Origin of the sequence: Kitasatospora sp. NPDC057198, assembly GCF_042670125.1 — a bacterium.
Classification (GTDB): domain Bacteria; phylum Actinomycetota; class Actinomycetes; order Streptomycetales; family Streptomycetaceae; genus Kitasatospora.
Genome location: NZ_JBHUWH010000381.1, coordinates 1 through 7,615, shown reverse-complemented (window position 1 = coordinate 7,615; position 7,615 = coordinate 1). Strand labels below are relative to the sequence as shown.

7 protein-coding genes are annotated in these 7,615 nt (G+C 72.2%); 6 read left to right on the top strand and 1 reads right to left on the bottom strand.

What is annotated here, in order from left to right; translation table 11 throughout:
• Positions 1-64: 64 nt before the first annotated feature.
• On the bottom strand, positions 65-295 hold the full coding sequence (locus ACFUEL_RS30675; RefSeq protein WP_380240048.1) for a hypothetical protein: 231 nt from the start codon (positions 293-295) through the stop codon (positions 65-67).
• A 470-nt stretch (positions 296-765) separates the two neighbouring features.
• Between ACFUEL_RS30675 and ACFUEL_RS30670 the strand changes: the two genes are divergently transcribed.
• From ACFUEL_RS30670 to ACFUEL_RS30645, 6 genes are all read left to right on the top strand, one after another.
• The gene (locus ACFUEL_RS30670; RefSeq protein WP_380240047.1) at positions 766-2,877 is read left to right on the top strand and encodes a type IIA DNA topoisomerase subunit B; all 2,112 of its coding nucleotides are present in this window, start codon (positions 766-768) and stop codon (positions 2,875-2,877) included.
• 138 nt (positions 2,878-3,015) lie between these two features.
• Entirely contained in the window at positions 3,016-3,495 is a 480-nt protein-coding gene (locus tag ACFUEL_RS30665) for a DUF1453 domain-containing protein (RefSeq protein ID WP_380240046.1), read from the top strand.
• A gap of 69 nt (positions 3,496-3,564) precedes the next feature.
• Positions 3,565-4,725: a sensor histidine kinase gene (locus ACFUEL_RS30660; RefSeq protein ID WP_380240045.1), complete on the top strand. Its 1,161-nt coding sequence runs from the start codon at positions 3,565-3,567 to the stop codon at positions 4,723-4,725.
• Positions 4,722-5,438: a response regulator gene (locus ACFUEL_RS30655; RefSeq protein WP_380240044.1), complete on the top strand. Its 717-nt coding sequence runs from the start codon at positions 4,722-4,724 to the stop codon at positions 5,436-5,438. Before ACFUEL_RS30660 ends, ACFUEL_RS30655 begins: the two co-directional genes overlap by 4 nt.
• A 113-nt stretch (positions 5,439-5,551) precedes the next feature.
• Positions 5,552-5,968 (top strand): DUF485 domain-containing protein, encoded by a 417-nt coding sequence (locus tag ACFUEL_RS30650; protein ID WP_380240043.1) that lies wholly within the window; start codon positions 5,552-5,554, stop codon positions 5,966-5,968.
• Positions 5,965-7,569 (top strand): cation acetate symporter, encoded by a 1,605-nt coding sequence (locus tag ACFUEL_RS30645; protein ID WP_380240042.1) that lies wholly within the window; start codon positions 5,965-5,967, stop codon positions 7,567-7,569. The genes ACFUEL_RS30650 and ACFUEL_RS30645 overlap by 4 nt, the downstream gene beginning before the upstream one ends.
• Positions 7,570-7,615 lie beyond the last annotated feature (46 nt).

Here is a 7,615-nt window from a genome sequence, read left to right as displayed (position 1 = left end):
GGCCCGCCCCTGGGAAGGGTGGGCCGCCCGGCCGCTCAGGCAGCTCGGGAGAGCAGTGGGAGCGTCAGCGCTCCCCGTCCTCCGCAACCGCAGGGGTGCCGGAGAGGCGGTCGCTCTCGTCGTGTATCTCCACGGCGATCTTCTTGAGCTCGGGCTCGAACTTGCGCCCGTGGTGGGCGCAGAACAGCAGCTCTCCGCCGCTGGAGAGGACGACGCGCAGGTAAGCCTGAGCGCCGCAACGGTCGCAGCGGTCTGCCGCGGTGAGCGGGCTCGCAGGGGTCAGAACAGTAGTCACGTCGCCTCTTCTCTAGCTCGACGAGCTGTGTACCAGGATCAACATCCAACCAGGTCGAATTCGTTCCCGCTCGTGGCTTTTCTCTTTGAGGATTCTGCCGTCGTCTCTGATGAGGACGTGCCCCGGGCAACGATGGTTCATGCGTACCGATTCCCGCGGCCGGCCGATCACCTCGAACGCCCGATCGGGCCGGGGTGCGAGGTCCGCGTAGCATAATCCTCCGCTGGGTTGGAGCATAAGCCCCGTCCTGGAACCAGTTGGACCGCATCGCAGCAGCTCCGCAGCCCTCCCCGGCCGCCCGGATCCGCCAGGACCCGTGGTGTCGGCAGGAGATGGCAGGCTGGGAACCGCCCCCGGGGCGGGAACCTTGTTCGCGTAGCGCGTACAAAGCGCGCGGACCCCAGCGGCCCGGATCTCAGTTGCTGAGAGCATGCGGGGGTGTCCGTCAACGTCATGGAGGAGTGCAGAGCGTGAGTGGAGAAAAGACCGGCCCGTCCTCTCTGGTGACCGGTGAGGGCGGGTCCGACTACACCGCGCGGCATCTGCTCGTCCTGGAGGGCCTGGAGGCGGTCCGCAAGCGGCCGGGCATGTACATCGGGTCGACCGACAGCCGCGGCCTGATGCACTGCCTGTGGGAGATCATCGACAACTCGGTGGACGAGGCGCTGGGCGGGTTCTGCGACCGGATCGAGGTGCTGCTGCACCAGGACGGCTCGGTCGAGGTCCGCGACAACGGCCGCGGCATCCCGGTGGACGTCGAGCCCAAGACCGGGCTGTCCGGCGTCGAGGTGGTGATGACCAAGCTGCACGCGGGCGGCAAGTTCGGCGGCGGCTCGTACGCGGCCTCCGGCGGCCTGCACGGCGTCGGCGCCTCGGTGGTCAACGCGCTGTCCGCCCGGCTGGACGTGGAGGTGGACCGCTCCGGCGCCACCCACGCGATCAGCTTCCGGCGCGGCACCCCCGGCGCGTACGCGGGGGAGGGGCCGGACGCGAAGTTCGAGCCCGGCAGCGGTATGACCAAGCGGGGCAAGTTCGCCAAGACCCGCACCGGCACCCGGATCCGGTACTGGGCGGACCGGCAGATCTTCCTCAAGGACGCCCGGCTCTCGCTGGAGTCGCTGCACAGCCGGGCCCGGCAGACCGCCTTCCTGGTGCCCGGCCTGACCATCGTGGTGCGCGACGAGCGGCTCACCGAGAGCGAGCAGGTCGCCGAGGAGACCTTCCGCTACGACGGCGGGATCAGCGAGTTCTGCGAGTTCCTGGCCCCCGACCGCCCGATCTCCGACGTGCTGCGGCTGCGCGGCGAGGGCACCTTCAAGGAGACCGTCCCGGTGCTCGACGAGCTCGGGCACATGACCCCCACCGAGGTCACCCGCGAGCTCGGGGTGGACATCGCGCTGCGCTGGGGCGCCGGCTACGACACCACCCAGCGCTCCTTCGTCAACATCATCTCCACCCCCAAGGGCGGCACCCACGTCACCGGCTTCGAGCGGCAGCTCGCCAAGACCGTCAACGAGGCGCTGCGGGCCGCCAAGCTGCTGCGGGTCGCCGAGGACGACGTCACCAAGGACGACGCCCAGGAGGGCCTGACCGCGGTCATCACCGTCCGGCTGGCCGAGCCGCAGTTCGAGGGGCAGACCAAGGAGGTGCTCGGCACCTCGGCGGCCAACCGGATCGTCGCCGCGGTGGTCGCCAAGGAGCTGAAGGCGTTCCTGACCTCCGCCAAGAAGGACGAGAAGCTGCAGGCCAGGGCGGTGCTGGAGAAGGTCGTCGCGGCCGCCCGGACCAGGGTCGCGGCCCGGCAGCACAAGGAGGCGCAGCGCCGGAAGACCGCGCTGGAGACCTCCTCGCTGCCCGCCAAGCTGGCCGACTGCCGCAGTGACGACGTGGACCGCAGCGAGCTGTTCATCGTCGAGGGCGACTCCGCGCTCGGCACCGCCAAGCTGGCCCGCAACTCCGAGTTCCAGGCGCTGCTGCCGATCCGCGGCAAGATCCTGAACGTCCAGAAGGCGTCCGTGAGCGACATGCTCAAGAACGCCGAGTGCGCCTCGATCATCCAGGTGATAGGGGCGGGCTCGGGGCGGACGTTCGACATCGACCAGGCCCGCTACGGCAAGGTCATCTTCATGGCCGACGCCGACGTCGACGGCTCGCACATCCGCACCCTGCTGCTGACGCTGTTCCACCGCTACATGCGGCCGATGGTCGAGCAGGGCCGGGTGTTCGCCGCGGTGCCGCCGCTGCACCGGATCGAGCTGACCAACCCCAAGCGCGGCCAGGAGAAGTACCACTACACCTACTCCGACTCCGAACTGCGGCGCACGCTGCTGCAGTTCCAGGGCAAGGGGCTGCGCTGGAAGGACCCGATCCAGCGCTACAAGGGCCTCGGCGAGATGGACGCCGACCAGCTGGCCGAGACCACCATGGACCCGCGGTTCCGGATCCTGCGCCGGATCAACCTGGGCGACCTGGAGTCCGCGGAGAAGACCTTCGACCTGCTGATGGGCAACGACGTCGCGCCGCGGCGCGAGTTCATCGTCGACTCGGCGGCCACCCTGGACAGGTCCCGGATCGACGCCTGAGCGGGCCGGGCCGAGGGGCTCTCCACCCCCGGGTGGAGAGCCCCTCGGCGTGCGGGATCAACCCGCGCTCCGAGGACCGGCGGGCTCGCGCTCCGTAGCGTTCTGGGTGTCGAGAACACCCCGCCTGGAGGCACTGAGATGACCGCCCTGTCCGATGTCCTGATCGCCGTCGCCGTGATCGTCCTGGTGGTGGGCCGGCAGCTGCGGGCCCGCCGGTTGGACACCGAGCGCCGCTTCTGGATCGTCCCGCTGGTGCTCGCCGTCGTCGCGCTGCGCGACCCGGTGCTGATCGACCCGCACCACCGGATTGCGGCCGCCCTGCTGGTGGCGGGCTCGATGCTCACCACCGCCGGGATGGGCTGCGTCTGGGGCTGGACGGTGCGGATCTGGCGCGAGGCCGACGGCTCGCTGTGGAGCAGGGGCACCCGCGCCACCGCGTTCGCCTGGGTCGGCGCGCTCCTCGTCCGGGCCGCCTGGTACGGGCTGGGCGCCGCGCTGCACGTCCACCAGTCCGGCAGCGTGCTGCTGCTCTCGCTCGGCCTGCTGCTGCTGGTCCGCTCGGCGGCCGTGCAGTGGCGGGCCCGGCAGCTGGACGGCGGGCACGCCCTGGCCGCCTGACGGCACGTCGCGAAGGCGCCGCCGGACTCCGACCGAGTCCGGCGGCACCGCTGTTGAGAGGATCGTCCGGTGAGCACACTGGAACGCTGGACCCGGTGGCCCGCCGGGGACGTCCCGATCAGGGAACGCAGCTCGCGGGCCCGGATCACGCTGTCCCTCTTCGGCCGGACCGCGATGCTGGGCGCCGTGATGTTCGGCACCTTCGCCGAACACCGGTACTCCGGCTGGCGGTTGCTGCCGCCGATCGGCTGGATCACGGCCGCGGCCGGCCTGTTCACCGGCTGGTACTTCGCCTGCCGGGCCCGGCGGCTGTGGCCCGCGCTGGGCTGCGCCGCCGGACTGCTGGCCACCGCCGGACTGGCCCACGGGGGCGGGGCCGACACCCTGGCCTCGGTGATCTGGTGCGGGCTCGCGGTGCTCGCGGTGATCCGGCTGCCGCTGGCCGCCGGACTGGCCACCGCCGGTGCGGCGATCGCGAGTTACGGCCTCGGTTCGCACGACTCGCTGTTGGCCATGCTGGCCGTCGCGGGCGGCATGGGCCTGCTCGGCTACCTGCTGCGGCTGGACAGCCAGGCCCGCTCCGCGCAGCGCGCCCTGCTCGCCCAGGAACGGGCCGCGCAGGCCGCGCGGGCGGAGAGCGCGGCGCTCGCCGAACGGGCCAGGATCGCCCGGGAGATCCACGACGTGCTCGCGCACAGCCTCTCCGCGCAACTGGTGCACCTGGAGGCGGCCCGGCTGATGCTGGACGCCGGGGCCGAGCGGGCCGAGGTCCGCGAACGGGTGGTCGCCGCCCGGCGGATGGCCCAGGACGGCCTGGCCGAGACCCGGCAGGCGCTGTCCGCGCTGCGCGGCGAGTTCACCCCCGTCGCCGAGTTCGTGGCCGAGCTGGCCGCCGGGGCCGGGGCCGAGCTGGCCGTCGACGGCGTCCCGCGCCCGCTGCCCGCCGAGGCCGGGCTCGCGGTGCGCCGGGTCGCCCAGGAGGCGCTGACCAACGCCCGCAAGCACGCGCCCGGCGGCCGGGTGGACGTCCTGCTCGCCTACCGGGAGGGGGAGGTGGAGCTGCGGGTGCGCAACTCCGCGGCCCCGCGCGGGGCGCACCCCGTGCTGGGGGACAGCGGGAGCGGGTACGGTCTGCTCGGGATGCGCGAACGCGCGGAACTGCTCGGCGGCGAACTGCTGGCGGGCCCCGAGGAGGGAGGGTGGCGCGTGCTGCTGCGGGTGCCGGCATGACGGACGGACCGATCCGGGTGGTGGTCGCCGACGACCAGACCGTGGTGCGGGAGGGGATCGTGATGCTGCTCGGCCTGCTGCCGGGCATCACCGTGGTCGGCTCCGCGCCGGACGGCGAGGAGGCGCTGCGGCTGGTCGCCGAACACGCCCCCGACGTCGTGCTGATGGACCTGCGGATGCCGCGCTGCGACGGGGTGGAGGCCACCCGCCGGATCCGCGCCGGGCACCCCGGCACCGAGGTGGTGGTGCTCACCACCTACGCCGACGACGACTCGCTGTTCTCCGCGCTGCAGGCCGGGGCGCGCGGCTTCCTCACCAAGGACGCCGGCGCGGAGGAGATCGCCCGCGCCGTCGCCGACGTCCGCTCGGGCGCGGCCGGGCTCTCCCCGCAGGTCCAACTGCGGCTGCTGGAGCGGCTGTCGGGCGCGGCGCAGCCCGCACCCGCGTCCGCCCCGGAGCCCGCGCCGGTGCCCGCGCCCGCGTCCGCGCCGGTCCAACGCCCCGTGCTGCCCGACGGGTTGACCCAGCGGGAGGCCGAGGTGCTGGCGCTGATCGCCGCCGGACTGTCCAACGCGGAGATCGCGGAAAGGTTGTTCGTCAGCCCCGCGACGGTGAAAACCCATATCAACAACCTTTTCGCCAAGACAGCGGTACGGGACCGCGCGCAGGCCGTGGCGTACGCCTTCAAGCATGGAATTTCCGACGGTTCGTAAACCTAGGTCCGCGTAACTGGTTCGGGTGAACGTATCTGCACGGGTTGCGCCGTGTGGTTTGTGACGCTCCATCATGGTTCGGTCGTAGTGACCGAAATGATGAGGTGTCGGCTGTGGCACAGCAGGAGAGAGTCGACTGGTGGGCCGCGGCCGCCTCCCGGCCCAGGGTGGTGGCGCAGCGGCGGACCGCGGAGCCGGCGCCGCCGGAGGAACGGGTCGGACGGGAGGTCTACCGGAGCGTCCAGGACAGTGACGCCTTCCAGGAGATCCGGCGTGGCTACCGGTCGTTCGTGTTCCCGGCCAGCGCCGGGTTCCTGGCCTGGTACCTGCTGTTCGTCGCCGCCCAGGCGTTCGCGCCGGACCTGATGAGCAGGCAGGTCGCCGGGCCGCTCAACCTGGCCTGGCTGCTCGGCCTCGGCCAGTTCGCCTCCACCTTCGTCCTCACCTGGCTCTACGCCCGAAACGCCCGCACCAAGCGCGACCGAGCCGCCCTCGAGCTGCGCTGGGACACCCAGGACCAACTGCGATGACCCCACACCCCAGCCACGGCCTCGCGATCGCGCTGTTCGCCGTCGTCGTCGCCGTCACCCTGACCATCACCGTCTGGGTCGGCCGCCGCGGCCACGCCGCGGAGGACTTCTACGCCGGCGGCCGCGACTTCTCGCCGCTGCAGAACGGCTTCGCCCTCTCCGGCGACTACCTCTCGGCCGCCTCCTTCCTCGGCGTCACCGGCCTGATCGCGCTCTACGGCTACGACGGCGTGCTCTACAGCATCGGCTTCCTGGTCGCCTGGCTGGTCGTGCTGATGCTGGTCTCCGAACTCGTCCGCAACGCCGGCCGCTACACCCTGGCCGACGTGCTGGCGCTGCGGATGCGCCAGCGCCCGGTGCGCGCCGCGGCCGGCCTGGCGTCGATGGTCGTCACCCTGATGTACCTGATCGCGCAGATGGTCGGCGCGGGCAGCCTGGTCGCGCTGCTGCTCGGCACCGACAGCGGCGCCGCCAAGGGCTGGACCATCGTCGGCGTCGGCGGCCTGATGATCGTCTACGTGACGGTCGGCGGCATGCGCGCCACCACCTGGATCCAGATCGTCAAGGCGTTCCTGCTGATCGTCGGCTCGGTGCTGCTCACGGTGCTGGTGCTGGCCCGCTTCCACGGCGACGTCGGCGCGCTGATGCGCACCGCCGCGCAGCACAGCGGCGTCGGCGACCGGTACCTGCAGCCCGGCCTGAAGTACGGGTCCAGCCTGATCAGCCGGCTCGACTTCGTCAGCCTCGGCCTGGCGCTGGTGCTCGGCACCGCCGGCCTGCCGCACATCCTCAGCCGCTTCTACACCGTGCCCACGGCGCGGGCCGCGCGGCGCTCCACGATGTGGGCGATCGGCCTGATCGGCTGCTTCTACCTGATGGCGATCGTGCTCGGCCTCGGGGCCGGCGCGGTGGTCGGCGCGAAGTCGGTCAAGGCGGCGAACTCCGCGGGCAACACGGCCGTCCCGCTGCTTGCCCTGGACCTCGGCGGCGGGCCGGACTCCACCTGGGGCCTGCTGCTGTTCGCGGTGATCTCCGCGATCGCCTTCGCCACCATCCTCGCCGTGGTCGCCGGCCTCACCCTGGCCTCCTCCGCGGCCTTCGCCCACGACCTGTACGCGCGGGCCTGGCGGCGGCCCGAGGAGCGGCAGGTCTCCGAGCGCGAGGAGGTCATCGCGGCCCGGATCTCCGCCGTGGTGATCGGCGGGCTGGCGATCGTGCTCAGCCTGTTCGCGCAGAAGCTCAACGTCGCGTTCCTGGTCGGCCTGGCCTTCGCGGTGGCCGCCTCGGCGAACCTGCCGACCCTGCTGTACTCGCTGTTCTGGAAGCGGTTCACCACCCGCGGCGCGGTCTGGTCGGTGTACGGCGGCCTCGTCCCGGCGGTGCTGCTGGTGCTGTTCTCGCCGGTCGTCTCCGGCGCGAGGACCTCGGTGCTGCCCGGCGTCGACTTCCACTGGTTCCCGCTGGAGAACCCCGGGCTGGTCTCCATCCCGCTCGGCTTCCTGGCCGGCTGGCTGGGCACCGTCCTGGACCGGGAGAAGGCGGACGAGGACGGCTTTGCGGAGCTGGAGGTGCGGGCGCTGACCGGCGCGGGCGCGGCCTAGCGGCGGGACGGCGGGACGGCAGGACGTGCCGGGGACGGACGGCAGC